This window comes from Nocardia sp. CS682, assembly GCF_004634405.1.
Classification (GTDB): Bacteria; Actinomycetota; Actinomycetes; order Mycobacteriales; family Mycobacteriaceae; genus Nocardia; species Nocardia ninae.
In genome coordinates this window covers 3998620-4024214 of sequence record NZ_CP029710.1, presented here as the reverse complement: position 1 = coordinate 4024214, position 25595 = coordinate 3998620, and the positions used below count along the sequence as shown (strand labels likewise).

Sequence of the window (25595 nt, the reverse complement as noted above, 5' to 3'; positions counted from 1 at the left end):
AATGGGGAATTAGCAGCAGTGCTGAGCGATATGTCACAGGGAGGCGTTACCGTCGACTCGTGTTGTTCTCGCATGTCGTCCAGGCTTCGGAGACGGTCCGCGCGACCAGGTCACGCAAGACGAAGATCACCACCTTCGCCGAGCTGTTGACCGCCGCCGCGCCGGACGAACTCGCGCCGGTGGTGGCGTGGGCATCCGGCGAGCTACGGCAGGGCCGGATCGGCACCGGCTGGCGCACCCTCACCGCGGTGGACACTACTCCGGCACTCGTTGCCACACTGACGGTTTCGGCGGTCGACGCCGCACTGTCCGATCTGGCCGAGACTTCGGGTGCCGGATCGGCGGCCAGGCGCAAGGCTCTGCTCTCCGCACTCTGGACCGCTGCTACCGCCGAAGAGCAGGCGTTCCTGCTGCGCTTGCTCACCGGCGAGCTGCGCCAGGGGGCGCTCACCGCCATCGTCAGTGAGGCCGTCGCGGTGGCCGCGGGGGTGCCGGTCGAGCTGGTGCGCCGGGCGTACATGCTGTCCGGGCGGCTGCCGGTGACCGCGATCGCGGCACTGACCGGCGGCGTCGAGGCACTCAACGAATTCCGGCTCGAGGTGGGCCGGCCGATCCAGCCGATGCTCGCCTCGCCCGGCGCCTCGCTGGACGAGGCGTTGACCGAGTTCGACGGCGACGTGAGTGTCGAGATCAAGATGGACGGCGCCCGCATCCAGGTGCATCGCGACGGTTCGCGGGTGTGGGTGTTCACCAGGACGCTGCGCGACATCACCGCGGGCGTGCCGGAACTGGTGGAGCTGGTCGCCGGCCTCGACTGCACCAGCGTCGTGCTGGACGGCGAAACGCTCGCGCTCACCGATGCCGGACGGCCGCGACCCTTCCAAGAAACGATGAGCCGGTTCGCCGAGGTGAGTTCCACCAGGGAACTGCTGCTGCACCCGTACTTCTTCGACTGCCTGCACCTCGACGGTGCCGACCTGCTCGACGCCCCGCTGTCCGAGCGCCGCGCCGCGCTCACCAAAGTAGCCGCCGCGCAGAGCATTCCCGCGCTGATCCGGCCCGACGAAGAAGCCGCCGCGGAGTATTTCGACGGTGCGCTGGCGGCCGGCCACGAGGGCGTGATGATCAAATCGCTGTCCGCCCCCTACGCGGCGGGCAGGCGCGGCCGGTCCTGGCAGAAGATCAAGCCGACGCACACCCTCGACCTGCTGGTCCTCGGCGCGGAATGGGGCTACGGGCGCCGCACGGGCTACCTGTCGAACCTGCACCTCGGTGCTCGTGACCCGGAAACCGGCGAGCCCGTCATGGTCGGCAAGACCTTCAAGGGCCTGACCGACGCGCTGCTGCAATGGCAGACAGCCGAGTTCCCCCGGCACGAACGCGCCCGCGACCAGCAGACCGTTTACCTGTGGCCCGAACTCGTCGTCGAGATCGCACTCGACGGCGTCCAGGTCAGCCCGCGCTATCCCGGCGGCGTGGCGCTGCGCTTCGCGCGTGTGGTCCGGTACCGCCCCGACAAAGATCCCGCCGAAGCCGACACCATCGACACGGTGCGCGAGCTTCTTCCTTAGCCCGCCCGCCGAACGGGGACACTCGTCGGTTGTCACAGCCCGTTCATTGCCGACTCGCGGGAGTCCGGCCGATGTCGGGCGGTTCGCGACAGCCGGTGCGAAGATTGCTCTGCCACTGCAAGTGTGGGCTCCTCAGGGGTGTAGGTCCACGTCAGACTGCAGGGGTTCGGCAGGTTTCTGCTTCGGGAGCGGGGTCAAGTGGGTTCGATGACGGGGCGGTTCTGTGCCGTTGCCCTTTCGGTACTGGTGGCGTTCGGCGCGGTGCTCGGCGTCAACTCGCATGCCAGTCCGCTCGATGAATTGCTGTTCCCGTCACGCGAAGTCGCCGGGATCATGCCGACGCCGCTGGGCGATCCGTTCTATGCGCCGTCGGCAGGCTTCGAAAGCCGCAACCCCGGAACGGTACTCGCGTCGCGTCCGGGAGGCACCGGGGTGACGATGGTGCCCCTGACCTCGACGGAGCTGCTGATCCGCTCCACCGACGCCAAGGGCAATCCGGTCCCCGTGGTCGCCACCCTGCTGATGCCGACGGCCCCGTGGCTCGGCGCAGGCCCACGCCCGCTGGTGAGCTTGAACCCGGCGATCGATTCGCTCGGGCACCGGTGCGCGCCGTCCTATGAGCTGCGGATGGTGTCGAGCAAGCTGTGGCAGGCGCAGATCCCGCTGTCGAAGGGGTACGCGGTGCTGGTGCCCGATCATCAGGGTCCGCGGCAGGCGTACGCGGCGGGCCTGATGGCCGGGCACGCGGTGCTCGATGCGATTCGGGCCGCGGTCCAGACGCCGGAGCTCGGCCTGGCGCCGGACGCGCCGACCGTGGTCACCGGATACTCCGGCGGTGCCATCGCGTCGGGGTGGGCGGCGCAGTTGGCGCCGGCGTATGCCCCGGAGATCAATCTCGTCGGCGCCGCGTTCGGTGGCGTGCCCGCCGATTTCACCCTGCTGCTCGACACCATGAACGGTCGCGATGCCGCGTCCGGGGTGTTCCTCGCCGCGACCTTGGGGTTGGCGCGGGAGTACCCGGAGATGCTCGACCTGATGAACGACAACGGCTGGCGCATGGCGCGCATCGGCAAGGATTTCTGCATGGCGGCCGAGGAGTTCGTCGGCATCGTGGCGCCGATTCCGGTGCAGGCGCTCACCGATGTGGCGGCGCCGACCGAGCTGCCGTTCATTCGGGAGATCCTGGCGCAGAACCGGCTCGGTGCCCTGCCACCGACCGTCCCGGTGTTCATGTATCACGGTCTGAACGAGTTCTGGGTGCCGCTGGCGGGAGCCGAGAACCTCTACGCCGATTGGTGCCGTGGCGGTACCGAGGTGAATTTCCAGATATATCCCGGTGAACATTTCATCGTCAGTACCAGCGGAATCCCCGGCACGCATGCCTGGATAGACGACCGCTTCGCCGGTAAGCCGGTGACCCCCGGCTGCACTCGATTCGGCTGATAGGGGACAGGATCCAACTTTATCGCACCGGCGACGCGCGATAAACCGCAACCACCTGGCAATCATATTGACCCGTGCCGCACACTGGACACGTGACCGTCGAATTACTGGTTCTCCTGATCGTCATCGTCACGGCACTCGCATTCGATTTCACCAATGGCTTCCACGACACCGCCAACGCCATGGCGACCTCGATCGCCACCGGCGCGCTCCGGCCGCGCGTCGCGGTCGCGTTGTCCGCGGTGCTCAATCTGATCGGCGCCTTCCTCTCGGTCGCCGTCGCCGCCACCGTGGCCAAAGGCATCGTCCGCCTCGATGCCGTGCAGGGTCACGACCTGCTGATCATCGTCTTCGCCGGACTGGTCGGCGGCATTCTCTGGAACTTGCTCACCTGGTTGTTCGGCCTGCCGTCCAGTTCCTCGCACGCACTGTTCGGCGGCCTGATCGGTGCCACCCTCGCCGCGCTCGGTTTCAGCGGCGTGATCTGGGCGGCCGGCTCGGACGGCGTGCTCACCAAGATCATTTTGCCCGCCGTGCTCGCGCCGATCATCGCGGCGATGGTGTCCGCCATCGGCACCTGGCTGGTCTATCGGATCACCAAGAAGTCCGATCCGGCGAAGGTGGAGACGGGTTTCCGCTGGGGGCAGATCGGTTCGGCGTCGCTGGTCTCGCTGGCGCACGGCACCAACGACGCGCAGAAGACGATGGGTGTCATCTTCCTCGCACTGGTCGCGCACGGCTCGCTCACCAAGAACGATGAGATGCCGCTGTGGGTGATGGCCGCCTGCGCCGTCGCCATCGCGGCCGGTACCTATCTCGGCGGCTGGCGGATCATCCGCACCCTCGGCAAGGGTCTCGTCGAGATCGAGTCGCCGCAGGGTCTGGCCGCCGAATCCGCGTCGGCGGCGATCATTCTCACCTCAGCCCACTTCGGGCTGCCGCTGTCGACCACGCAGACCGCGACCGGCTCGATCCTGGGCACCGGGCTCGGCAAGGGTGCCGAGGTGCGCTGGGGTGTGATGGGGCGGATGGTGGTCGCGTGGCTGTTCACGCTGCCGCTGGCCGGTCTGGCCGGTGCCGCATGCTGGGCGATCGCGCACTTCATCGGCGGGTTGGCCGGTGTGCTGGTGGTATTCGCGATCCTGCTGGCGCTGTCGGGTCTGATCTATCTGCGCTCCCGCAAGGATCCGGTCGACACCACCAACGTCAACGAATGGCCGGGTGACACGCCGGGCGCGCCGACCAGTGTTGCGAAGGCCGAGGCGGCCCGCGCCGAGCCGGCCGCCGAACAGGACGAATCAGGCGCCCCGAAGGACTCGGCACCGAGCGGCGGGGACGCGACCGCGGAACCCGGTAAGTCGCCGCGGTCGGCGCAGGTTTAGAGAGGAGCAGGACGTGCATACGCTCATCACCAATCTGAACTCCCTGTGGAAGGTCGCGCTGGCCGGGCTGATACTCGGGGCGGGGTTGCCGATGGTGTTCGCGGTCGGCGTCCGGTTCTGGTCGATGGCGGAGACGGTGACCCCGGACGGCCGGGTGACGCAACGCAACTACCCCGCGCTGACCGTCGCGCTACTCTGCTTCGGACTGATCATCGCGGCGATCATCACCGGGATCCTCTATACGGCAAAGGCTTTCATCGCCGCGAGGTTCGGCATTCACCTGTTCGGACAGTCCTGAAGGGCGCAATGTGACCGATCAAGCGAAACCCGCAGAGCTCAGGCCGAAGGTACTCGGCCGGATCATCGGCTGGCTGCGGGCCGGCTACCCGCAGGGCATCCCGCACTCCGACTATGTCGCCTTGTTCGCGGTGCTGCACCGGCATCTCACCGATTTCGAGGTGGTCGCGATCGCCGAGGAACTGGCGGCGGAGAACCCGAACAGCGAGATCACCCGCGCCGAGATCGAGGACGCCATTGCGCGGGTCGCGAAGGAACAGCCGGACGAAGTGGACGTCGCCCGGGTCGCCTCGCACCTCGCGGCGGGCGGTTGGCCACTCGCCGACCCACCAGCCGACCTCGACTGAGCAAGCAGCGTTCACCGATGCCACCCTTCCTGAACGCCATCATCGACTGGCTGCGCGCCGGCTATCCGGACGGTGTCCCGGAAGCCGACTACATCCCGCTGCTCGCCCTGCTCCGCCGCCGACTCTCCGACGACGAGGTCCGCCAAATCGCCGCCGAACTAGCGGGTTCCGGCGATCTCCCCGCCGACAAAACCGACATCCAGGTGATGATCACCAAGGTCACCAACGAAATGCCCTCGGAGGCAGACGTTTCGCGCGTGCAGACGCGATTGGAAGCCCACGCCTGGCCCCAGAACGGCGCCACCCCCGAGGACCCCGACCCAGCGTCCTAGTCGTCGCCGTTCGATCCGACTCGTGAGTGGCACATGGCTGTGGCAAAGCGCGAGAGGACCTCTCCATGGTGTGCCACTCATTAGAAGTCAGCGTTGTGGGAACGGAGGGCGCGCTTGACGCGCTCCACGATGACATGGGGGCGACCGGTGAGTAGGGCGGCGCTCACGCGGATGAGGGCCCAGCCGAGGGATTCGAGGGCGGCGGCGCGGTCGATGTCCCAGGCGCGCTGGTTGCGGTCAGTCCAATGGTGTGCTCCGTCGTATTCGACGGCTACTTGCCAACGGCGCCAGCCCATGTCGAGGCGTGCCGCGGTCATGCCGTCAGAGCCGAGTATTCGGATTTGGGTTTCGGGTGCGGGCAGGCCTGCCCGTAGGAGAAGCAGCCGGGTTCGGCTTTCGGGGATGGATTCGGCGCCCCCGTCGACGTAGGGAAGTACGTTGCGCAGGTTGCCGCGACCGCGGGTGCGTGGCAGCAGAGCGGCGAGGCGTTCGACTTCTGCCGGTTCGAGGCTTGTCGCGTGGCAAAGGGCATCGAGCACCTCGATGGCTTCCGGCGGATCAAGGCGCCGCGCCAGGTCGAAGGCGGTGCGCGCCGGGGTGGTGCATCGGAAACCGGCGACGCTGCACACCTGGTCGGCCGGGATCTCGTCGCGATACACCAGCACACCACGAGGCGGCCGGGCTCTGTTCGTCAGCGTGATCTCGGCCGGCTTGTCCTCGAGCCACCGGGTGCCGTGCATTGCCGCCGCTGAGAAGCCGACCAGAATACCCGCGCCTTTGGCCCAATGACCGGCCGCTTGCGCACGCCCGCGTGCATCCAGCTGTATGCCTTTGCGCACGTACACATCCGGATGAATTCGGTCGAAGTCCTTGCGCAGTTCCCACGCGCTGACCTGACCGCCCGCTACAGCCCAACTCCCTGGAAATGGCTCATCGAAGTCCCCCATCCACCCGATCCTGCCCGCCCGCTACCACCCCTCCCGCCACAAACCCCCCAGCTATCCACAGAAATCTCGCCATCCACAGGTTGGTTCCGGCGTGAGTGGCACATGGCTGCGGCGAATCGCGAGAGGGCCTCTCGATGGTGTGCCACTCACGGGCCGGTTAGCCGGCGAGGAGGTGGAGGAAGTGGGTTACTTCGGATTGGATGGCGGTGCGGGCGGGGGTGAGGTATTTGCGGGGGTCGGAGAGGGTGGGGGTGGTGGTGAGGGTGGTGCGGATGGCTTCGGTCATCAGGACGTTGAGGCGGGTGGCGATGTTGACCTTGGTGATGCCGTGTTGGATGGCGACGCGCAGGCCTTCGTCGGGGACGCCGGAGGAGCCGTGCAGGACCAGGGGGACGGGGACCTTGGCGGCTAGGTGGGCGATGAGGTCGTTGTCGAGGGTGGCGGTGCGGGTGTGCATGGCGTGCGAGGAGCCGACGGCTACGGCGAGGGCGTCCACGCCGGTGGCGGCGACGAATTCGACGGCCTCGTCGGGGTCGGTGCGGACGCCGGGCGCGTGTGCACCGTCCTTGCCGCCGACCTCGCCGAGTTCGGCTTCGACGTGGACGTCGCGGTCGTGGCACCAGCGGGTGATGTCGGCGGTGGCGGTGAGGTTGGCGGCGTAGTCGAGGGTGGAGCCGTCGTACATGACCGAGCGGATGCCGAGATCTACTGCGGTGCGGATCAATTCGGGGGAGGTGGCGTGGTCGAGGTGGACGGCGATGTCGGCGCTGCTGTCCGCGGCGATGCGCAGGCAGGCCAGCGCCAGCGGGGCGAGGCTGCCGTGATAGTTCGCGGTGTTCTCCGAAAGTTGCAGCACAACAGGTCGTTTCGCCGACTCGGCGGCGGCGGCGATCGCTTCGGCGTGCTCGAGGGTGATCACGTTGAACGCACCGAGCCCGCCGGGTCTGGCGGCGGCGATCAACGCGGAAACGGGTGTCAGCGGCATAGCGAAGTCTCCTGAAAGCTCACCACACCCGGCCTCGGCTCAGGGGGTGGTTTCTTGGCGGGTGGGTAGGTCCAGCTGGGTGACCCGGACGGTGGGCGCGATCCGGGTGCGCAGGCAACGGTCGATCTCCCCGGCGACGGGAATCACGACCGCCGCGGCGGAGGTGGCGACGGCGTCGGTGAGGATTTCGGGCCAGGCAGGGACGGTGTCGGCGGTGAGGGCGGCGATCACCGCGGCGGTGGCGGAGTCGCCGGCACCGGTGGGATTTCCGGCCAGCGGCTCGGGCAGGGTGGCGAACCAGGCGCCCTCGGCGGTGACGGCGACCATGCCGTCGGCGCCCCTGGTGGCGATGACGGCGCGGACACCGGCCTCGATCAGCGGAAAAGCCGCCGTGACGACCTCATCGGCGCTGGCGGGCTTGATACCGGTGAGCCGGTGCAGTTCGTCGCTGTTGGGCATCAGGATGACGCCGGGGATCTGGGCGGCCAGGCGCAGCGCCTCGCCGTCGACATCGCAGATGGTCGGCACGTCGGCCGCGATGGCGGTGCGGGCGATCTCGGCGGGCAAGGTGTCGGCGATGCCGCCGGGCAGCGATCCGGAGATGACCAGGCCGTCGATGTCGGGCAGCATGCCCGCGACGCGGACCGCGAGCTGTTCGGCGGCGTGCGGATTGGATACGCGGGCGCCGGGTTCCCACAGCGCCGTCGCGGTGCCGTCCTCGGACTCGCTGATCACCACCGTGCGCCGCACCCAAGGCAGGGCGTGCACGAAGTCGACGGGCATCTCCAGCTCGGCGGCCGCGGCGAACGCGTGGTCGGCGAAACCCGTTGCCCTGGCGTACTTTCCGAGCTGATTCAACACCCGAGTGACGTTGATGCCTTTGCCACCGATGCGTTGTTCGACCGAGCGGACCCGATGCGCCTGCCCGCGCTCGAAGTGCTCGACACGGTAGGTCATGTCGTAGGCCGGGTTCATCGTCACGGTGAGGATCACGACAACCACTGTCCTCGCCTGAGCACCCGGCGCAACCGGAGCGTCTCATCGACTATCAATAAGTCGGCGAAATAGCCCGTACGGAGGTCGCCGACGTCGGGTAGCCGGAGGGCGGCCGCCGGGGTCGAGGTGGCCGCGAGCACCGCGTCGGCCAGTGACACGCCGGAGTCACGCACCGCGCGCGCCACGCAGTCGAGCAGCGTGCTGATGCCACCCGCGATAGAACCGTTCGCGATCCGGGCGACCCCTTGGCGCACCGTCACGGACTGCGGACCGAGCTGATACTCGCCGTCGGACAACCCGGCCGCCTGCATGGCATCGGTGATCAGCGCGACCCGCCCCGGCGCGGTCGCGAAAACCAGCGCGGCGAAACCGGGGTCGACATGCACACCGTCCCCGATCAGCTCGACCGTCGCGTGCCCGGCCGCGGCGGCGACCAGCGATGCGCCGACCGGGCCGGGATCGCGGTGGTGCAGCGGCGGCATGCCATTGGCCAAGTGTGTAGCCACGGTGCCGAACCCGCTGGGCCGCAACGCTTTCAGGAACGACGTGTAGTCGGCATTGCTGTGCCCCAGCGCAACGACCACGTCGTGGTCGGTAAGCCGTTGCGCGACAGCGTCATAGCCGGCACGCTCCGGCGCCAGCGTCATCATCCGCAGCTGCCCGCCGCCTGCGGCGAGCAGTTGATCGGTCAGCTCGAGATCGGGATCGCGCAGGAACCGGGGATCCTGCGCCCCGCAGCGCGCCTCCGAGAGAAACGGCCCCTCGGCATGAACTCCACCGAGCAGCCCGTCCTCCACCAGTTCCCGCAGTACAGCGGTCTGCGCGACCATGTCCGCGGCGGCCGCCGTGACCACGCTGGCCACCACGGTCGTAGACCCGCTCGCGTGATGGAACTCCGCCGCCGCCCGCGCTTCTGCCGCGTCGACGGTGTCGAACCGATGCCCGAATCCACCGTGGTTGTGCATGTCCACCAGCCCGGGCAGTACCGTGCCGGAAAACGCGGGCGCAGCCGAATCCGGATGCGCCGCAACCCACTCCGTGAACGGCAGCACGGCACTGATCCGGTCGTCGACCACGGTGACCACGCCGTCGTCGAGCTGTGCGCTCGCGGAAACGACGCGCCCGCGGATGGTCGACTCGGCACCCGTCAGCACGACACCACCTCGATCCCGGCCGACCGGACGTGGCGAACACCGGCCACCGAAGGCACGATCTCGCGGCGGAATGGCCCGGCCCGGAGCGCCGAAAGCTCAGCCCCCAGACGTAGACGCCCAGCGCCGATCATTCGAGCGCCCCCTGCCTGGCGAACAGCGCAGCACCCATCAGCCCGGCCCGAGCCCCGAACTCACCCAACACCACGTGCGGAGCGGGAACCAGCCGAAGCCGATCGGCGATCGCTTGATGCAGCGGATCGGTCAGCGCGGCACCAGCTCCCGCCAGTCCACCACCGAGGATGATCAGTTCGGGGCACGCGGCATGCACGATCCCGATCAAACCGTCGGCGAGCGCGTCGACGGCATCCCCGAGCACCGCCTTGGCATCGGTATCGGTATCCACCAGCGCGAATACCTCTGCGGCACCACCGATCTCACGACCCGTGCGACGGGTGTAAGCGCGGGCGATCGCCGCTCCCGAAGCCACGGTTTCTACGCAACCGGTGTTGCCGCACAGGCAGGGCAGACCGTCCGCGCGCACCGGGATGTGCCCGTATTCGCCGACCTGTCCGTACGTACTGCGCAGCAGGTGCCCGCCGACGGACAGGGTGCCGGAGATGCCGGTACCGAGAATGACCACGCACACGTTGTCGTAACCGCGTCCGGCCCCGAAGCGCCATTCGGCCCAACCCGCAACGGCCACATCGTGTTCGATGAGCACCGGAATGCCCCAGCGGGTGACGAACCGGTCACCGACCTGCACGTCCCGCCACCCGACATTGCTGCTGAACACCGCGATCGACCGAACGGTGTCCACGATGCCGGGCAGCACGACGGCGGCCCGGCCGACCCGATCGCGCAGCTCGGGGGCCAGCTCGGCGAGCAACTGATCGCCGAGCGCCCCCATCGCGTCGAAGGCCGCTTCGCCCTGCGGGGTCGCGACGGTGCCGACGGCAAGCACGCGGCCCGCGGCGTCGGTGATCTCGCCCTTGATGGTGGTGCCGCCGACATCGAGCCCGAGCACCAGCGCGTCCTCGGCCAACGCGCCCGGCTGCGGGGTCGCCGCAACCGGACGCGTCACTGTGCCGCCGCGGTGCGCCGCCGCGGTCGACCCGGCAGTCCCGGCCGCGGCACCGGCGGCACTGGTCGGGGACGCCGTGCGCTCGGCAACGGCCGCTCGCCCTGCTCCCGGGTCGTGCGCGACTCCCATGGTTGGCACAGTAGTTCCCGGTCCGGGCTGTGGCGCGGGACCGGCTGGTTCGAGTTTCACCGGGGCGGTCCGATCACTGGTCGAGGACGACCGAGCGATTGAGCCCACGCGGGTGGTCGGGGTCGAGGCCGAGATCGGCCGCGCGCAGCACGCACAGCTGGTGGACGCGCAGCAGATCGGCCATCGGGTCGATGTCGCGGTGCTCGAAGTGCGCACCGGTACCGGCGATATCGGCGGCGAAGTTCGGCACCAGCGGGCCGAAGGCCCAGACCGCGCGGCCCGGCGCGGAGATGGCGATCGGGCCGTGCCGGTACTCGGTGGCCAGGTAGGACTCGGTCCAGGACTGGCAGGATTCGCGCAGCTTCAGACCGGACTCCTCGGCGATGGCGGCGGCGAAGCCCATGCCGACGAAGCTGATCTCCTCGGCGTGCCGGACGTCGGCGAGCGAGACGGCCGGGTCCTCGGCGAGCACCGCGCGGGCCTGCTCGATCACCGGGGCGAGGTCTTCGCCGAGGTGCCAGCGCAGGATCGCCAGGGCGGTGGTGGCGAAGCGGGTCTGCACCACCGATTCCTCGTCGACCTCGTCGATCAGGATCGGATCGCCCAGCTCGAGCACCGGGGTGCCGGGGCTGGAGCAGATGACGGTGCGGGGAATGTGTGCTGGGATGTCCCGCATGGCGTTGACCACCTCGGTGGTCGTGCCGGAGCGGCAGATCACCAGGTAGCGGTCGTAGTCGCGGCCGTAGCGGACCTCGCTGGCGGGCCAGGCGTCGGTCAGACCGTGGCCTGCGCCCTCGCGCAGCGCCGCGATCGCTTTGGACATGAACAGGGAAGTGCCGCAACCGATCACGGCGACTCGCTCGCCCTTGTGGGGGAGGATGTCGCGATGTTCGGCAGCGATCGTTTCGGCGCGCGCCCAGTCGTCAGGCTGGGTGGCGACCTCGTTGGCCAGGTGGGTCACGGGCGTGGTTTCGGCGGAGATCGGCACAACAACAGAATCCGCCCGGTGATCGTTCATGTCAAATTTACGAGCGAATCGGTCACATATGATCAAGCTTGGGTCTATGTTGATAGTCGGTCGATCAGTTCGATCCCATCATCGGCTGTCCAGTGGCGCCCGGTGTGCAAATTTGAAAGGTTCTACTCGTGAAAAGACCACTCCACGGCGTGCTTGCGGGGGTCGCGATGGTCACCGGCCTCGCGCTGGCGATCTCGTCCTGTGGGTTCGGCTCGAAAGATAACGCCGACTCCGAGAATACGATCAACTTCTTAGCCCCGGCCTACAGTGACGGGGCCACCGGTACGAAGGCGCTGTGGGACGGCATCATCGCGGATTTCCAGCAGAAGAACCCTGATATCAAGGTGAACCTGCAGATGGAGTCCTGGAACTCGATCAACGACGTGGTGCGCACCAAGCTCCAGTCGACCTCGACCACCCCGGACATCCTCAACATCGACGCCTACGCGAGCTTCGCCAGCGACGGGATGCTGTACCCCGCCAACGAGATCGTCTCGCCGTCGGTGCTCTCCGACATCCAGCCCGGCTTCGCGAAGAACGCCTCGCTCAACGGCACCCAGTACGCGCTGCCGCTGTTCGCCTCCACCCGCACCCTGTTCTACAACACCGAACTGTTCGAGAAGGCGGGCATCACCTCGCCGCCGAAGACCTGGGCCGAGCTCACCGACGCGGCCAAGAAGATCCAGGCGCTCGGCGGCGGTGTCTCCGGCTACGGTCTGCCGCTCGGCAGCGAGGAAGCCCAGGGCGAGACCTCGATCTGGACCTTCGGCGCGGGCGGCCAGTGGGCCGATGGTGACAAGATCACCGTCGACACCCCGCAGAACCTGGAGGGCCTGCGCGCCATGCGCGAGCTCGCCGATGCCGGTGTCACCCAGCCGAACCCGGGAGCGACCGACCGCAAGGACGTCATCAACGCGTTCATCCAGGGCAAGATCGGCATGATCGAGGGTCTGCCCCCGACCATCGGCCAAATCGCCGCGAAGAACCCGGCGCTGAAGTACTCGACCGCGCCGACGCCGACCAAGTCCGGCACCCCGGTGACGCTCGGCGTCGCCGACCACCTGATGGCGTTCAAGAAGGACGGCAAGAAGACCGAGACGATCAAGAAGTTCCTCGACTTCTTCTACAGCGCCGACGTTTACGCGAACTTCGTGTCCAAAGAGGGCTTCATCCCGATCACCAACAGCGCCGCCGCCAAGTTGGCTGCGGACCCGGTGACGAAGGCGTTCGGTCCGACCCTCGCGGTGGCCAAGTTCTACCCGAGCAACAACCCGAAATGGGCTGCGGCGCAGGGCGCTATCCGGCAGCAGATGGGCACCATCGCGCAGGGCACCGATCCGGCCCAGGTGCTGGCACGTGTTCAGGAAGCCGCGAAATAGCGTGCGACGGAAAGGAACTCTGGCGGCGATACCGTGGATCGGGCCCGCGCTGGTCTTGATCGCGGCTATCGTCGCCTTTCCGGCCGGCTACATGGTGTGGACCAGTACCCGGGATTTGAGCCAATACGGTCAGGACCGCGGCCCGGCCGGGCTGGAGAACTTTCGCGAGCTCTTCAGGATTTCGGAACTGGGCTCGGTACTGGCGCACACGGTGATCTGGGTGGTCGCCGTCGTGCTGATCACCCTGGTGCTCTCGGCGGGCCTTGCCCAGTTCCTGGCCAAGGATTTCCCCGGCCGCACGGCGGTGCGGATGGCGGTTCTCGTGCCGTGGGCGGCCTCGGTCGTGATGACGACGACGATCTTCTACTACATGCTCGATCCCGACGTCGGCATCGCCAACCGCTTCCTGGTCGATATCGGCCTGCTGGACCGGGGCTTCGGCTTCACCAAGCAGCCGACGCCCGCGTTCCTGGTCGCGATCGGGGTCGCGGTGTTCGTCTCGATCCCGTTCACCACCTACACCATTCTGGCTGGGCTGCAATCCATTCCGGCCGAGATCGGTGAGGCGGGCCGGGTCGACGGTGCGAGTGCGTGGCAGCGCTACCGCTTTCTCACGCTGCCGCAGCTGCGTCCGGCGATCGCGGTGGCGACGATCATCAACATCATCAACTCGTTCAACTCGTTGCCGATTCTGCAGGTGATCACCGGCAGTATCGCGGGTTTCGAGGCCGACACCACTACCACGTTGATGTTCAAGCTGATTCGGCAGAACCAGGCGATCGACACGGCCGCGGCGATGAGCGTGCTGAACTTCGTGCTGATCATCGTCATCATCGCGATCTACGTGAAGGTGATCCGGCCGACGCAGGAGGTCGACGGGTGACGAGACCGCAGCCAGCGATCGACCGGGTGTCCCGCACGGCACAGGAGGTCGACCGATGACCACGGCGGACGTGGCGCACCTCGAAAAGGTAACGGGTGCGGTAGAAGTGGCCGAATCGGCCGAGCGTCGCGAGGCGAAACCGAAACGGCGCCGCTGGGAACTGACCGCGGTCGGGGTCGTGCTCGCCGCGCTGTTCCTGGTGCCGTTCATCGTGATGGTGCTCGGCTCGCTGAAGAGCAGGCCCGAAATCCTGCGCATCCCACCGACTTACTTCCCCGAGTCGTGGCATCCGGACAACTACGCCACTATGTGGGACACGCCGGAGACGCCGCTGGCCTTCAATATGGCCAGCACCGTGATCATTTCGGTGTTCGCCACGGTGCTCGTGTTGCTCGTCGCCATCCCGGCCGCGTATTACACAGCGCGGCACAAGTTTCCGGGTCGCGCGGTGTTTCTCGGCCTGGTGCTCGTCACTCAGATGTTGCAGCCGACGGTGCTGGTGACCGGTCTCATCCGGGAGTTCTTCGCGATCGGCATCAACGACACCTGGCTGGCGATGATCCTGGTGAACGCGGCGTTCAACCTGTCGTTCGCGGTGTGGATCCTGCACAGCTTCTTCGCCGCCATTCCGGTGGAGATCGAGGAGGCCGCGATGCTGGACGGGCTGAGTCGCTGGCAGACCCTGGTCCGGGTGAGCCTGCCGCTGGTCTGGCCCGGCATCGTCACCGCCACGATCTTCGTGGTGGTCTCCTGCTGGAATGAGTTCGCCGCCAGCCTGGTGGTGCTGACCACCGCGGAGAACCAGCCGTTGTCGGTGGCGCTGACGAAGTTCATCGGCCAGTACGACACGTCGTGGCAATACGTTTTCGCTATCTCCACGGTCGGTATCATCCCGGTCGTGATTCTGTTCGCGTTCATCGAGAAGCGCCTCGTCGCAGGTCTGACGGCGGGCAGCGTCAAGTAGTCGGGTACGGCGGGTGGTGTGCTACACCACCCGCCGTTTTCCTGTTCATGAAGCACACCACTGTCTGAGTCTGGACTTCTGGCCCGTTATCTGAAAATATCTCTTACCAATATCGGTAACGAGCGGTTACGGGAAGGCACTTCGATGAGCGTGCGCAATGGTGGGCGCGTCGTCGTCCTCGGCGTCATCGCGCTGATGGCGGCGTGGACGGCACTCGGTTCGGGCCAGGCGGAGCCGGGCGAGCAGGACGGTGTCCGGGTCGAGCCCGCGCCCGCGCTGACCCTGCCACCCGAACTAGACGACTTCTATCGGCCCGCCGCGGGCGCGGTCGCCGCGGCGCAACCGGGTGAGATCCTGCGCGCGCGGGCGATCTACCCGGCGTTCATGGGCATCGTGCAGCTGAATGTCGATGCGTGGCAGTTGCTGTATCGCACCACCAACAGTCATGGCGAGCCGATCTCGACGGTCACCACGATCCTGAAACCGCGCGGGCCCGCGCCCGCCGGTGGCTCGAAGCTGCTGTCCTATCAGATCGCCGAGGACAGCGTCGCGCAGTACTGTGCCCCGTCCTATGTCGCCCAATCCGGCGCCATCCCGGTCGATTACGTGAACGCGGCGGAGACGCTCATCCCGATCGCCGCGGGTCTCGGCCAGGGCTGGACCGTCGCGATGCCCGACTATCAGGGTCCGAATTCGGCGTACGGCGCCTCGCGCATGAACGCGCAAGCAACGCTCGACGGTATTCGGGCCGCCGAGAACTTCGCCCCGGCGCAGTTGAACGGGCCGCAGACACCGACGGCGCTGTGGGGTTACTCCGGCGGCACGATTCCGTCGGCCTTCGTGCCGGAGATCAAGCAGAGTTACGCGCCCGAACTCAATATCGTCGGCGTCGCGGCGGGCGGTGTCGCGGCGGGCGACTATGCCGAGGTGGTGCGGCACAATAACGGCGGCGTCTATGCGGGGCTCATCTCGGCCGCGATCGTCGGTATTGCGACCGAATACCCGGAGATGCAGCGGGTAATGCGCGAAAAGGTCGATCTGCTCGGGCAATTCGTCATGGCGTCGAAGAAGGTGCTGTGCCATCCGCAGGGTGCGACCCTGTTTCCCGGATTCAATTACTTCGGCAGTTTTCAGGGCGGTGATCCATTGAGCCTGCCCGAGATCCGGGCGGCGATAGCGGACAACTCACTCGGACAGCAGAAGCCGACCGTGCCGATTTACTTCTATCACGCGCAGCACGACGAGCTCATCCCGATCGCGGGCACCGATGCCATCGTCGATAAATACTGCGCCGAGGGCGCGCCGAGCGTGACATATGTCCGGGAATTCCTCGCCGAACATATCTCCGGCGTTCCCGCGCATCTGCCCGGCGCGTTCTTCTGGTTGCAGGACCGGCTCAACGGGGTCGCGGCACCCGTGGGCTGCTCGATCACCAGTCCGGTGAGCGCCTTCACGGAACCGCAATTCGGGCAGGCGCTGTCGGAGATACTGCCGCCGCTGGCGCAAGCCCTCGTCGGATACGCGATCGGCCAGCAGAAGTAGCAGCGGTGCGCCCGGCGCGGACCGATGTCCGTGCCGGGGTGGCGGGGAGGGTGCGGGGTAGCATCGAACGGTGGCACGGCGGGAAGCGGAGGCAAAGGACGGTCGCAGCTACGGCGGGCTGTCTCGGGAGCAGCGGGTCGCCCAGCGGCAGACGCGATTGATCGACGCCGCGCTCGAATTATTCGGAACCCAGGGTTACGCAGCCACTTCCATCGAGCGGCTGTGCGCGGAAGCCAATGTGTCCACGCGCAGTTTCTATGAAGATATGGGCAGCCGTGAGGCTTTGCTGATCGCGTTGGTCAATCGGATAACCTCGCACGCGGTCGAGCGGGCGCTGGAGGCGCTGGCCGAAACCGTCGGCGAGCCGCTGTCGACGAGGGTGGTGCAGGGTTTCGGCGCTTATCTCGCGGTGACTTGTCAGGATCACCGCTCCGCGCGGGTGTGTTATGTCGAAGTGGTCGGCGTGAGTGCGGCCGTGGAGGAGTGGCGCAGGGAGCAGCGGCGCCTGCTTTCCGCGCTGATCATCAGCGAGGCCGAGCGGGCGGTCGAGCGCGGCGAGACCAAACCGAGGCGCTTCGATCTATTCGCCCTCGCGGTGATCGGCGCGGTGAACTCACTGGCTCAGGAATTGGTCCAGAGCACCCTGCCCGGCGCGGAGATCGGTCTCGACGAAATCTGCGAGGAGATCGCGTATTTCGTGAACTCCGGACTCGCTCTCACCTGATCTGAAATCACCTGGATCGCAGAACGACCGCACTGCCGAAATCATCTGAAAAGGCATCTTGCCCAATTGAGGATAATCTCCTACAGTCGAGTCGACCTCCTTACTCGAGGAGATCGACGATTCTCTGGACGGAGTGTTCATGTCCTCCATCGGAAGTGCCGTTCGGGCGCTGATGGTCACTCTGCACTCGGTGGGCGTGCTGCAACGCGCCGGTGTGCTCGACCTGCTCGCGCCTGCCGATCTGGTGCGCGCCGCCCGCGCTGTCCGGCAGTTCGGCGGCATCGCCGGGCCGGTGCGGATGTCGGCACGGCGGGAGCCCGATCGGGTGGCGGTAATCGACGAACTCGGCTCGCTCACCTACCGGGAATTGGAGGCCCGCGGCAATGCCCTGGCCCGCGGCTTCGCCTCGCTCGGCCTCGGGCCGGGTGATACCGTCGCCGCGCTCGTCCGGGACCGGCGTGAATTGGTGGACACCATGCTCGCCGCCGCCAAGATCGGCGCGCGACTGGTCTTGCTCAACACCGGATTCGCCGGGCCGCAGCTGGCCGATGTCGCGGCACGTGAGGACGCCGATGCCGTGGTGTACGACCAGGAATTCACCGAGCTGTTGCGGATCTTGCCGCCGCAGGTCCGGCGGGTGCTCGCGGTGCACGACGGCGTCGACGTGGACGGCATTGCCACGGTTGACCAATTGATCGCAGGTCACGACCCGGCCGATCTGGCGCCGCCGCCGCGACAGGGCGGGTTCGTGCTGCTGACCGGCGGGACGACCGGAACGCCGAAGGGTGTGCCGCGCGAGGTCAAGTCGCCGCTGGCGGCCGCCGCATTGCTGGAGCGAATTCCCTTGCGGCGCAATAAGACTGTAGTGCTGGCCGCGCCGCTGTTCCACGGTACGGCGCTGAATCAGTTCATCCTGGCACTGTCGCTGGCCTCGACGGTGGTGCTGCACAGGCGATTCGACGCCGAGGCGACGCTGGCCGCCGTCGCGGACCATCGAGCGCAGGTGCTCGTCCTCGTGCCGACCATGCTGCGCCGGATACTCGACCTAGGCCCGGAAGCCTTGGCCAAGTATCAGACCGACAGTCTGCGTATCGTTTTCAGCGCCGGGTCGGCCTTACCCGCCGCGCTGGGTGATGCCGCCACGCAGGCGTTCGGTGATGTGCTCTACAACTTCTACGGCTCCACCGAGGTCGGCGTCGCCGCCATTGCCACGCCCGAGGATTGGCGTGCGGCGCCGGGGACGGTGGGCCGCCCGCCCACGGTGTGTACCGTCCGGCTCTACGACGACGACAAGCCGGTCACCGAACCGGGCAGGCGCGGCACCATTTACGTGCGCAGTCTGCTGTCGTTCGCGGGGTACTCCGGCGGTGGCAACAAGGACAGCATCGACGGGCTGCTGTCCACCGGCGATGTGGGGCACTGGGATTCGGACGGACGGCTGTTCATCGACGGCCGCGACGACGACATGATCGTCTCCGGCGGCGAGAACGTCTTTCCCGGCGAGGTCGAGGAGTTGCTGTACACCCACCCGGCCATTGCCGAGGCGGCCATCGTCGCGGTGCCCGACGAGGAGTTCGGGCAGCGGCTCGCGGCCTTCGTGGTGCGGCAGGCCGGTCACGAGTTGGACGCCGAAAGTGTTCGGGCGCACGTGAAGGCGAATCTGGCTCGGTTCAAGGTGCCGCGGGATGTCACCTTCCTCGACGAACTTCCGCGCACCAGCACTGGAAAACTGCTGCGCCGCGACCTTACGGTGCACTGAGCGATGGGTGATCAATGATGATGACCACTTACCCGCCGAATCGTGGCGGCACGCGCCGAGGTCGATTGGCCAGGGCCACCACGACGACGGCCCGGACACTGGTCGCCATCGGTGTGCTCACAGTTTCCTCGGTGTTGCCGCTCGCCGGTGCGGAACCGACGGGCGGGGACGCCCTGCCGACGGCCGACTCCCGCACCGGATTGCCCGAGGGGTGGAATCCGGGTCCGGAGTTGTACGGCGTCGGCGAACAGAAGAACGTCGAGTTGCCGATGGCGGACGGCGTGGTACTGCGCGCGGACATTCGGTATCCGACGGACGCGTCCGGCGCACCGGCGACCGGTCCGTTCCCGATCGTGCTGACCCAGACCTCGTACGGCAAGGACAGCGGGGGCTTCATGCGCCTGCTGTCCTACGATGGCATCGGGCCGCTTCTGCAAAACGCGTTGCCGACAGTCATCGACGTGGCCGAACAGGTGAGCGACGCGGCGGGTTACGGCGATTACTTCGTCAAGCGCGGCTATATCAGCGTGATCGTGGACATCCGCGGCACCGGCTCCTCCGGCGGGCAGTGGAGCATCTTGCAGCCACAGGAACGCGAGGACGCCAAGCGGGTGATCCATTGGGCCGCGGGGTTACCCAACTCGACCGGCGAGATCGGGCTGTGGGGCCTGTCCTATCTCGGAATGACCGAACTCTTCACCGCCGGTGTGCTGGAACCGGATTCGCCGGTACGCGCGCTGTTCCCGCTGATGCCGGGCAACCACGCGTTCCAGGACCTGCTGAATCACGACGGGTTCTACAACCTCGCCTTCCTGGCCTCCATGCTGCAGTTTCCGATCACCGTGCTGCCGCAGCTCGCGCCGATCCTCGGGCTGTATCGCGAGCCGGACAAGCTGACCAGCGTCTTCGTGGACCATCTACTGGCACACTTTCGGGCGGACGGCACCTGGCATTCGGTGTTCAACGCACTGCTCGACGGCGACAAGGCCTACAACAGCCCGTACTGGGAGTCGCGGGCGATCGACAACGTGGTGGCACAGATTGCGGCGAACGACATTCCGACGTACTTGGTCAGCGGCCAGTACGACCTGCTCCAGGACGGCACGCCGCGCACTTTCGCCGGGCTGCAGAACGCCTACGCCGGACGCGCGCACCACGGGCCGATGCCGGCGGACGCGCCGTCAAGTGGGCGCTTCCAAATGCTCACCGGCCCTTGGTTTCACGTGCAGCCCGGCGTGCAGCGCAATACCGACCTCGATATGCACGCCATCCAACTGGCGTGGTTCGACCGGTGGTTGAAGAACGACCGCAACGGCATCGATGCGACGAAGACGCCGCTGCACGCGATCGACGTCAACGGCAAGGTGATCGAGAGCGCAACATATCCGATGCGCGAAACTCCCACGCAGAACCTCTATTTGGCGGAGGGCGGCCGACTGGCACCGGAACGTCCTGCGGCTGCGGCGGGTTCGGACCGGGTGACGTTCACTCCGGCCAATGGCGGCACCCTCTGCAACTCCTCGTTCTCCCGCAACTTCTCCGGCGTCTACCAGCTGCTCGCCACTATGGCCGGTGTCGACGATCCGTGCGGACAATTCCCGGCGCATCCGGATGTGCCCGGGCTGCTGGACAATCCGCAGTACAGCACCGAGCCGTTCACCGAGCCGACCGTGCTCGGCGGCCCGATCGGCGCCACCCTCTTCGCCAGTTCGAGCACCCCGGCCTCGGCCTTCAGCGTGACCGTGCAGGACATCGCGCCGGACGGCACGGCCATCGCCTTGACCGACGGGCAACTCGCCGGGAACTTCCGGGCGCTGGACGAGGATCGGACGTGGCGGGCCGCGGACGGAAGTGTGCTCGGCGCGTTCCATCCCGGCACTCGCGAATCGATGCTGCCGGTGGTCCCAGGACAGGTGACCGAGTACAACGTGAAGATCCGTCCGGCCTTCCACGTTTTCCAGCCCGGCCACCGGTTGCAGGTGACGATCGGCTCCGGTGACGCGCCGACCCACATCTTCAACCCGAAGGACTATCCGGCGCTGCTGGGTGGCGTATACGACATCCAGCGCACCGAAGCGGCGGCCTCGTTCCTCACGATTCCGCTGGCCACGGCCACCCCGCGGCACCGCTGAGAAGGCACTCGGCTTGGTATTGCGGTACCGGAATCTCTACGTTCGGCAGCGTGCCTGTGATCAGATTGTTCGCGTGCCACGAAAAACAGCAGGTCGGTGTGTTCGAGTGCCGCAGGGCGGTATGAGATGACCGGACCGACCGACCGACCCCAGCGCTGGAACCGGCTGCTCGAACTGCTCGCCGACTCCGGCCGGCTCTCGGTGGAGGAGGCCGCCGAACGCCTCGGCGTCTCCTCCGCGACGGTGCGGCGCGACTTCACCGCGCTCGCCGAACAGCAGCTGGCGACCAGAACCCACGGCGGCGTCGTCGCCACCTCGGTCGCCTATGACCTGCCCGCCCGCTACCGCCAGACCGGCGGGGAGGCCAAGCAGCGGATCGCGGAACACGCTGCGTCGCTGGTGGATCCGCGCGCGGTCATCGCGATGAACGGCGGCACGACGACCACCGCGGTGGCCAGGGCCCTGGCCGGGCGCACCGACCTGGGCATGACCGGCGACGAGCAACTGACCATCGTCACCAACGCCCTCAATATCGCGGGTGAGATGGTGTTGCGCCCGCACATGCGCACCGTCGTCCTCGGCGGCGTGGCCCGCCGCGAGTCCTACGAACTGCACGGCCCCCTCGCCGAACGCGCCCTGGCCGAACTGCGCCTGGATGAGCTGATCCTCGGTGTGAACGCCATCTCCGCCGAGGGTGGCGCTCAGTGCAGGCACATCGATGAGGCCGGCGTCACCACCGAGATGGTGCGCCGCTCCGGGCACGTCATGGTGGTGGCCACCGCCGACAAGCTGGAGCGCACCGCCTTGGCCCGCATCTGCAGCATCGAACAGGTGCATGCGCTGGTCACCGACACCGACGCCGACCCGTCGGCGGTAGCGGCGATCCGCGCGACCGGGGTGCGGGTCGACGTGGTGTAGCCGCGTCACCTGTTTGAACGCGGTGACGCCGGGCATGCCCGAGGCCATGACCACTGAACCCGGTACCAACCGTCCCGACGACACCGAGGTGGACCGCGACGAGGTCGACCAGCCGGATGCGACCGACGATGCCGCCGCTACCAGGGAAGACCAGGCAGCGAATATGGACTACGAGGGTGACACGCCCAATTAGTAGCTGCTGACTTCTCCGAGTCTCAGCCGCACAGCCCGGCAAGCCATGGACGGCTTGTCGGGCTGTGCTGCTTTCGACCAGGTGCACCACCGCGCCGCCCATTGACTGGGTCATGGCGTCTCATTAACCTGAGTGGGACAGCACGTCCCATATGAACGTTCAGGCAAGGTGAGCCCGCTATGGCCGATGTCGATTCCACTGCTGCCGAAGTCGATTCCACGCTGCACCCGCCCCGCTGGGCGCCGACCTTCATTCGATGGCACAACACGCCGGTGAGCTGGTGGGAGTCGGTGCGGTTGTCGCTGGGGATCCTGCCCCGGGTGCGCGATCACACGGTGCTGGACTACGTGACCAATTTCCCCGGGCAGGACGACGTGATCGTGGCCAGGGTGCCGTTCGCGAAGTTCGTCATCGTGCGCAGTCCCGAGTTGGCGCGGCATGTGCTGGTGACCAATCAGAACAACTACACCAAGAGCCCCGACTACGACATGCTCGCGGTCGCGTTCGGGCGCGGACTGGTGACCGATCTGAACGACGAACTGTGGCAGCGCAATCGGCGGCTGGTGCAGCCGATCTTCGCCAAGCGCAACGTCGATGGGTTCGCCCCGATCATGGTCGAGGCGGCCAGGGACGCGGTGGCGCGGATCCGACAGCTGTCCGCGAGCGACGGCGTTGTCGATGTCAACGCCGAAATGAACCGCCTCACTTTGGATGTCACGTCGCGCACGATGTTCGGCACCGACATCACCGGCCCGATGTCGGAGGTGGTGCTCTATCGGCTGCTGCGGTTCTTCGGCCGTGGCTTCATGACCAATCTCAGTCATCCGCTGCACCACGTCGCGACCTGGCTGCACCGGCATTCCCGCCATCGCGACGACGCCGGGAACTCGCGGCTGCCGATGCGGATCATGCGGGCCGCGGGCTGGGTGGTCGAGCCGCGCACCATGCGCGACCTGCGCCATGCCGAGCGCGTGGTGGACGGCTTGATCGCCGACCACCGCGCAGGCCGGATCACCCGCAAGGACAACCTGCTCGCCGCGCTGATCGATGCCTCCGACCCGGAGACCGGTTACCAATACACCGATCAGGAGATCCACGACGAGCTGATGACGTTCGTCGGCGCGGGGATGGAGACCACCGCGACCGCGCTGACCTGGGTGTGGCAGCTGCTGTCCGAGCATCCCGAGGCCCGCGAGCGACTACGCGAGGAGGTGTGCTCGGTGCTCGGTTCGCGCCCGGCCACCGCCGCCGACCTCGATCGGCTGCCGTGGACGCAGGCCGTGGTCGCCGAGACCATGCGGGTGTTGCCGCCGGTGGTCGGGCTGGCCAGAACGGCGAAAGAGCCGGACGCACTGGGTGGTTACCTGATCGAACCCGGCACCACGGTGATCACCTTGATCCACGGGTCGCACCACAATCAGCGCGTGTGGGAGCGCCCGGAGGAGTTCGATCCGAGCCGCTACCTGCCGGAAAACATAGCGCGCGAACACAAACGGGCCACCATGCCCTTCGGCGCGGGCAAAAGAATGTGTGTCGCTTCGGGATTCGCGAACATGGAGGCCGCGCTCGTCGTCGCCACCTTCGCCCAGCAGTTGCAGTTCGACGCGGTGTCGGATCAGCGAGTGCGGCGGCAGATCTCGTTCACCGGTGGTCCGGACGGACCGCTGCTGATGCGGCCCCGGTTCCTGCCGGAGCTGGAGCGTGCGGACACCGCCGTATAGTCGATAACCGTGAAGCCGCCAGCCCACATGCGTAGCCATCGCAGGCGCTCGGGCGGGCAGCGCTGGGACGAACACAACTCGACCAGGCAGGCGCAGATCCTTGCGGCGGCGGTCGCGTTGATCGAGGAGCACGGCCCGACCGCCGAGGTTTCCATCCAGCAGATCGCCGAGCGAGCCGGACTGGCGCGCTCGGTGGTCTACCGCCAGTTCGACAATCGGGAAGACCTGGACGCCCGGGTGCGCGAGTACATCCTGGACCACTACGTGGCCGAGGTGGAGGCGCTGTTCGTGCTCGACCCGACCAAGACCGCGGAGGACATGTTCCACCAGATCATGCGCCGGGTGGTGAGCTGGGCGGCCGAACATCCCAATCTGTATCAGTTCGGCCAGAACGGCCCGGTGCACGGGCACGCGACGGGGGAGACCAGCCTGACCATCGGCAGGCATCGGGTGGCCGAGGCACTGTGGCAACAGTTCTCGTCGTGGACGACCATGCTCGCCATCGACGTGGCGCCGTACCGCCCGCTCGTCTACGGCCTGGTCGGCTTGGTGGAGGGCATCGTCACGCAGTACATCGGTACCCCGCCCGGTGCCGAGCACCCCGATCAGGAAACCATCGCCCGCATGCTCACCTCCTCCGCCTGGCACCTGTTCGCCGGCCACGCCGCCGACCGTGGCTACCACTTCGACCGGTCCGCCAATATCGCGGAAACCCTCGCCAAGCTCTTCGCCGACGCTGCGGCACCGAAGGATTGACGCTGCCGGCGGATCGCGAAGCAGGCGCTCGCCGAGCACGGTGCTGACCATCGCATCGTGTCGGACGTCGACCAACTGGAGGAAGCCGAACTTTTTTCCTAGGGGGTGGTGGCCAGCGGCACCGGGGCGGGCGGGAGCACGGGGCGGATGCTGCGCATCCAGACGACGAAGCCCCAGGCCACGAAGCCCGCGTAGACGAAGTACAGGGTGGCCGAGGGGTAGTAACCCGCTTTCACCAGCAGGGGGATGCCGACGATGTCGACGGCGATCCAGATGAGCCAGAACTCGGCCAGCCCGCGGGCCATGCCGTAGGTGGCCAGCACCGAGCCGGTGAAGATCCAGGCCTCGGCCCACGGACCGTAGGACCCGATGACGGCGAAGAGCTGGGCGAACGCGGCGGTGCCGAGCAACATGGCGGCGATCAGGACGAGACGTTCGCGATTGCTCGCCCAGCGCGGCTCGACGCCGCGGTGTTCGAGACCGGTCTCGTTGGCGTGCCGATGCCAGCTCCACCAGCCGTAGACGCTGACCGCGATGAACATCAGCTGCCGCCCGGCCTGGCCCGCCATGTTCAACTGCTGCGGGGTGTTGAAGACGCCGCCGACGAAGACGGTGAACAGCAGCGCGTTCCCGCCGATGCCGATCGGCCAGGCCCAGACCCGCCTGCGCATGCCGCCGAGTGCGGAGGCGAGGCCGAAACCGTTTCCGATCACCTCGCGCCAGAGGATCTCCGAGCCTGCGATGTGCAGCTTGGCGTCGAGCAGCGCGATGATCGGGTTCACCTGTGGTGCAACCAGCGCACGGACCGATGTCATCCATCGGCGCGATATCGGCTCGCGGCGATCGAAAACGTGTCGGCGCGTACGACCGCGAAATCTAGGCTCCCGATTCGCGATATCGGCGCTGTGGCCTGCTTCTAGGGTGACTGTCATGCGTGGCGAA

Annotated in this window: 24 protein-coding genes; 17 read left to right on the top strand and 7 right to left on the bottom strand. The window is 67.2% G+C overall.

Annotation, left to right across the window (positions count from 1 at the left end; genetic code table 11):
• The first annotated feature begins 59 nt into the window (after positions 1–59).
• From DMB37_RS18115 to DMB37_RS18090, 6 genes are all read left to right on the top strand, one after another.
• Positions 60–1571, top strand: coding sequence for an ATP-dependent DNA ligase (locus DMB37_RS18115; protein ID WP_135233720.1), 1512 nt, complete (start codon positions 60–62; stop codon positions 1569–1571).
• A gap of 207 nt (positions 1572–1778) precedes the next feature.
• Entirely contained in the window at positions 1779–3014 is a 1236-nt protein-coding gene (locus DMB37_RS18110) for a lipase family protein (RefSeq protein ID WP_135233719.1), read from the top strand.
• Between the two features lie 92 nt (positions 3015–3106).
• Positions 3107–4396, top strand: a complete 1290-nt coding sequence (locus DMB37_RS18105) for an inorganic phosphate transporter (protein ID WP_167768877.1) — start codon at positions 3107–3109, stop codon at positions 4394–4396.
• A gap of 13 nt (positions 4397–4409) precedes the next feature.
• On the top strand, positions 4410–4694 hold the full coding sequence (locus DMB37_RS18100) for a hypothetical protein (RefSeq protein WP_107659662.1): 285 nt from the start codon (positions 4410–4412) through the stop codon (positions 4692–4694).
• 10 nt (positions 4695–4704) lie between these two features.
• Positions 4705–5040 carry a DUF3349 domain-containing protein gene (locus DMB37_RS18095; RefSeq protein WP_135233718.1) on the top strand — a complete coding sequence of 112 codons (336 nt, stop codon included), beginning with the start codon at positions 4705–4707 and terminating at the stop codon, positions 5038–5040.
• Positions 5041–5057: 17 nt separating this feature from the next.
• On the top strand, positions 5058–5372 hold the full coding sequence (locus DMB37_RS18090; RefSeq protein ID WP_135233717.1) for a DUF3349 domain-containing protein: 315 nt from the start codon (positions 5058–5060) through the stop codon (positions 5370–5372).
• Between the two features lie 80 nt (positions 5373–5452).
• Here the strand turns inward: DMB37_RS18090 and DMB37_RS18085 are convergent, their stop codons facing one another.
• From DMB37_RS18085 to DMB37_RS18060, 6 genes are all read right to left on the bottom strand, one after another.
• Positions 5453–6319: a DUF559 domain-containing protein gene (locus tag DMB37_RS18085; RefSeq protein ID WP_135233716.1), complete on the bottom strand. Its 867-nt coding sequence runs from the start codon at positions 6317–6319 to the stop codon at positions 5453–5455.
• A gap of 157 nt (positions 6320–6476) precedes the next feature.
• A complete protein-coding gene (locus tag DMB37_RS18080; RefSeq protein ID WP_135233715.1) occupies positions 6477–7304 on the bottom strand; it encodes a class II fructose-bisphosphate aldolase in 828 nt (275 codons plus the stop codon).
• Between the two features lie 39 nt (positions 7305–7343).
• Complete coding sequence (locus DMB37_RS18075) at positions 7344–8297, bottom strand: hexose kinase (protein WP_135233714.1); 954 nt, start codon at positions 8295–8297, stop codon at positions 7344–7346.
• Entirely contained in the window at positions 8294–9454 is a 1161-nt protein-coding gene (locus DMB37_RS18070; protein ID WP_240772441.1) for an N-acetylglucosamine-6-phosphate deacetylase, read from the bottom strand. Before DMB37_RS18070 ends, DMB37_RS18075 begins: the two co-directional genes overlap by 4 nt.
• A 127-nt stretch (positions 9455–9581) precedes the next feature.
• Entirely contained in the window at positions 9582–10664 is a 1083-nt protein-coding gene (locus DMB37_RS18065) for an ROK family protein (RefSeq protein ID WP_240772440.1), read from the bottom strand.
• A gap of 73 nt (positions 10665–10737) precedes the next feature.
• Positions 10738–11682 (bottom strand): SIS domain-containing protein, encoded by a 945-nt coding sequence (locus DMB37_RS18060; RefSeq protein ID WP_135233713.1) that lies wholly within the window; start codon positions 11680–11682, stop codon positions 10738–10740.
• Positions 11683–11810: 128 nt separating this feature from the next.
• Here DMB37_RS18060 and DMB37_RS18055 point away from each other — a divergent pair, with 128 nt between their 5' ends.
• The 11 genes from DMB37_RS18055 (at position 11811) to DMB37_RS18010 (ending at position 24653) form a co-directional block, all read left to right on the top strand.
• Positions 11811–13061, top strand: a complete 1251-nt coding sequence (locus DMB37_RS18055) for an extracellular solute-binding protein (RefSeq protein WP_240772439.1) — start codon at positions 11811–11813, stop codon at positions 13059–13061.
• Between the two features lies 1 nt (position 13062).
• Positions 13063–13944 carry a carbohydrate ABC transporter permease gene (locus DMB37_RS18050; protein WP_186818868.1) on the top strand — a complete coding sequence of 294 codons (882 nt, stop codon included), beginning with the start codon at positions 13063–13065 and terminating at the stop codon, positions 13942–13944.
• 55 nt (positions 13945–13999) lie between these two features.
• Positions 14000–14908: a carbohydrate ABC transporter permease gene (locus DMB37_RS18045; RefSeq protein ID WP_206055270.1), complete on the top strand. Its 909-nt coding sequence runs from the start codon at positions 14000–14002 to the stop codon at positions 14906–14908.
• 144 nt (positions 14909–15052) lie between these two features.
• Entirely contained in the window at positions 15053–16450 is a 1398-nt protein-coding gene (locus DMB37_RS18040; RefSeq protein ID WP_135233711.1) for a lipase family protein, read from the top strand.
• 70 nt (positions 16451–16520) lie between these two features.
• Positions 16521–17174 (top strand): TetR/AcrR family transcriptional regulator, encoded by a 654-nt coding sequence (locus DMB37_RS18035; protein ID WP_135233710.1) that lies wholly within the window; start codon positions 16521–16523, stop codon positions 17172–17174.
• A gap of 139 nt (positions 17175–17313) precedes the next feature.
• Complete coding sequence (locus tag DMB37_RS18030; protein ID WP_240772438.1) at positions 17314–18933, top strand: AMP-binding protein; 1620 nt, start codon at positions 17314–17316, stop codon at positions 18931–18933.
• 14 nt (positions 18934–18947) lie between these two features.
• Entirely contained in the window at positions 18948–21065 is a 2118-nt protein-coding gene (locus DMB37_RS18025; RefSeq protein WP_135233708.1) for a CocE/NonD family hydrolase, read from the top strand.
• 126 nt (positions 21066–21191) lie between these two features.
• Positions 21192–21983: a DeoR/GlpR family DNA-binding transcription regulator gene (locus DMB37_RS18020; protein WP_135233707.1), complete on the top strand. Its 792-nt coding sequence runs from the start codon at positions 21192–21194 to the stop codon at positions 21981–21983.
• A gap of 46 nt (positions 21984–22029) precedes the next feature.
• Positions 22030–22176 (top strand): hypothetical protein, encoded by a 147-nt coding sequence (locus DMB37_RS40580; RefSeq protein WP_159080744.1) that lies wholly within the window; start codon positions 22030–22032, stop codon positions 22174–22176.
• Positions 22177–22355: 179 nt separating this feature from the next.
• Complete coding sequence (locus tag DMB37_RS18015; RefSeq protein ID WP_135233706.1) at positions 22356–23897, top strand: cytochrome P450; 1542 nt, start codon at positions 22356–22358, stop codon at positions 23895–23897.
• Positions 23898–23906: 9 nt separating this feature from the next.
• Positions 23907–24653: a TetR/AcrR family transcriptional regulator gene (locus tag DMB37_RS18010; protein WP_135233705.1), complete on the top strand. Its 747-nt coding sequence runs from the start codon at positions 23907–23909 to the stop codon at positions 24651–24653.
• A 98-nt stretch (positions 24654–24751) separates the two neighbouring features.
• Here DMB37_RS18010 and pnuC read toward each other — a convergent pair whose 3' ends face one another.
• Positions 24752–25468: a nicotinamide riboside transporter PnuC gene (gene pnuC, locus DMB37_RS18005; protein WP_135233704.1), complete on the bottom strand. Its 717-nt coding sequence runs from the start codon at positions 25466–25468 to the stop codon at positions 24752–24754.
• Positions 25469–25595: the final 127 nt, after the last annotated feature.

Excerpts from the sequence above, each read along its gene's own strand:
- DMB37_RS18090 (WP_135233717.1), top strand. The coding sequence starts at position 5,058 with ATGCCACCCTTCCTGAACGCCATCATCGACTGGCTGCGCGCCGGCTAT.
- DMB37_RS18060 (WP_135233713.1), bottom strand. The coding sequence starts at position 11,682 with ATGAACGATCACCGGGCGGATTCTGTTGTTGTGCCGATCTCCGCCGAA.
- DMB37_RS18020 (WP_135233707.1), top strand. The coding sequence starts at position 21,192 with ATGACCGGACCGACCGACCGACCCCAGCGCTGGAACCGGCTGCTCGAA.
- DMB37_RS18030 (WP_240772438.1), top strand. The coding sequence starts at position 17,314 with ATGTCCTCCATCGGAAGTGCCGTTCGGGCGCTGATGGTCACTCTGCAC.
- DMB37_RS18025 (WP_135233708.1), top strand. The coding sequence starts at position 18,948 with ATGATGATGACCACTTACCCGCCGAATCGTGGCGGCACGCGCCGAGGT.
- pnuC (WP_135233704.1), bottom strand. The coding sequence starts at position 25,468 with ATGACATCGGTCCGTGCGCTGGTTGCACCACAGGTGAACCCGATCATC.
- DMB37_RS18110 (WP_135233719.1), top strand. The coding sequence starts at position 1,779 with ATGACGGGGCGGTTCTGTGCCGTTGCCCTTTCGGTACTGGTGGCGTTC.
- DMB37_RS18085 (WP_135233716.1), bottom strand. The coding sequence starts at position 6,319 with ATGGGGGACTTCGATGAGCCATTTCCAGGGAGTTGGGCTGTAGCGGGC.
- DMB37_RS40580 (WP_159080744.1), top strand. The coding sequence starts at position 22,030 with ATGACCACTGAACCCGGTACCAACCGTCCCGACGACACCGAGGTGGAC.
- DMB37_RS18065 (WP_240772440.1), bottom strand. The coding sequence starts at position 10,664 with ATGGGAGTCGCGCACGACCCGGGAGCAGGGCGAGCGGCCGTTGCCGAG.
- DMB37_RS18045 (WP_206055270.1), top strand. The coding sequence starts at position 14,000 with ATGACCACGGCGGACGTGGCGCACCTCGAAAAGGTAACGGGTGCGGTA.
- DMB37_RS18015 (WP_135233706.1), top strand. The coding sequence starts at position 22,356 with ATGGCCGATGTCGATTCCACTGCTGCCGAAGTCGATTCCACGCTGCAC.
- DMB37_RS18080 (WP_135233715.1), bottom strand. The coding sequence starts at position 7,304 with ATGCCGCTGACACCCGTTTCCGCGTTGATCGCCGCCGCCAGACCCGGC.
- DMB37_RS18040 (WP_135233711.1), top strand. The coding sequence starts at position 15,053 with ATGAGCGTGCGCAATGGTGGGCGCGTCGTCGTCCTCGGCGTCATCGCG.